The sequence below is a fragment of the Plantactinospora solaniradicis genome (assembly GCF_042658085.1).
Lineage (GTDB): Bacteria > Actinomycetota > Actinomycetes > Mycobacteriales > Micromonosporaceae > Plantactinospora > Plantactinospora solaniradicis.
Genome location: NZ_JBHSPR010000038.1, coordinates 1 through 1,359, shown reverse-complemented (window position 1 = coordinate 1,359; position 1,359 = coordinate 1). Strand labels below are relative to the sequence as shown.

The window sequence follows — 1,359 nt, the reverse complement described above, 5'->3', positions numbered from 1 at the left end:
GTCCCGAATCCGGGCCGTGTTCGCCGTCGAGGTGCCGGTCGCGGCGCTGTTCGACACACCGACGATCGCTGGATTGGTGGCCATGATCGATACTGCTGTGCCGGGGGCGGTCGTGCCGCCGGTGGTGCCGGTGGACCGGGACCAGCCGTTGCCGTTGTCGTTCGCGCAGCAGCGCCTGTGGTTCCTGGCCCAGCTCGACCCCGGCTCGGCCGAGTACAACACCCCGATGCCGATCCGCCTGACCGGCGACCTCGACGTGTGGGCGCTGACCGCGGCGTTGACTGGGTTGGTGGCCCGGCACGAGGTGCTGCGGACCCGGCTGGTCGCTGACGCCGACGGCGTGCCGTACCAGGCCATCGACCCGCCGGCCCGGCTCGTGCTACCGCTGGTCGATCTGTCCGATAGGGACGATGCGGCCGCCGCCGCACAGGCGTGGCTGGCCGCCGACGCGGTGGTGCCGTTCGACCTGGCGGCCGGGCCGTTGTTCCGGGCCACGTTGTTGCGACTCGCACGCCGCGAGCATGTGCTGGCCCTGGCCATGCATCACGTGGTGGGTGACGAGTGGTCGGAAGGCATCCTGCGCCGCGAGCTGGACATGCTCTATGCCGCCTGCCGGGACGAGGTAGACCCGGACCTGCCGGTGTTGCCGGTGCAGTACGCCGATTTCGCGGTGTGGCAGCGGCAGTGGCTGACCGGCGACGTCCTCGACGGTCAGCTCGACTACTGGCGGGACCGTCTCGATGGTGTGCCGACGCTGGAGTTGCCGACCGACCGGCCGCGACCGGCGCAGCGGTCCAGCGCCGGCGCGGAGCTCGAGTTCGTGGTGCCGGCCGAGGTGGTCGACGGTCTGCGGGCGGTCGCGCGGGACGCTGGTGTGTCGATGTTCATGACGGTGTTCGCCGCGTTCAACGTCCTGCTGGGCCGGTACTCGGGTCAGGACGACATCGTCGTCGGTACGCCGATCGCGAACCGGAACCGGGCCGAGATCGAGGGCCTGATCGGGTTCTTCGTCAACACCCTCGTCATGCGCACCGACCTGGTCGGGGATCCGACGTTCACCGAACTGCTGGGCCGGGTGCGGGCGGAGACCCTGGCGGCGTACGCGCATCAGGATGTGCCGTTCGAGCAGCTCGTCGACGAGCTCGGTGTGGTCCGGGACCGGTCCCGAACGCCGTTGTTCCAGGTGGGCTTCAGCTACGTCGCCGGTGATGGTGATGACCGGGTCGTCCGGGACGTGCCCGACGTTCGGTCCGGTCCGGCGTCGATACCGGTCAAATTGGACCTGTCGGTGACGTTGGGCGAGGCCGGGTCGGGGCTGCTGGGGTCGGTGCAGTACAGCACGGTGTTGTTCGACGACGA

Annotated in this window: 1 protein-coding gene; it reads left to right on the top strand. The window is 69.8% G+C overall.

Features of this window, described 5'->3' with window-relative positions:
• Positions 1–16: 16 nt before the first annotated feature.
• Positions 17–1,359 (top strand): condensation domain-containing protein (locus ACFP2T_RS33675; protein WP_377428989.1); only part of this gene is annotated, 1,343 nt, incomplete at its 3' end.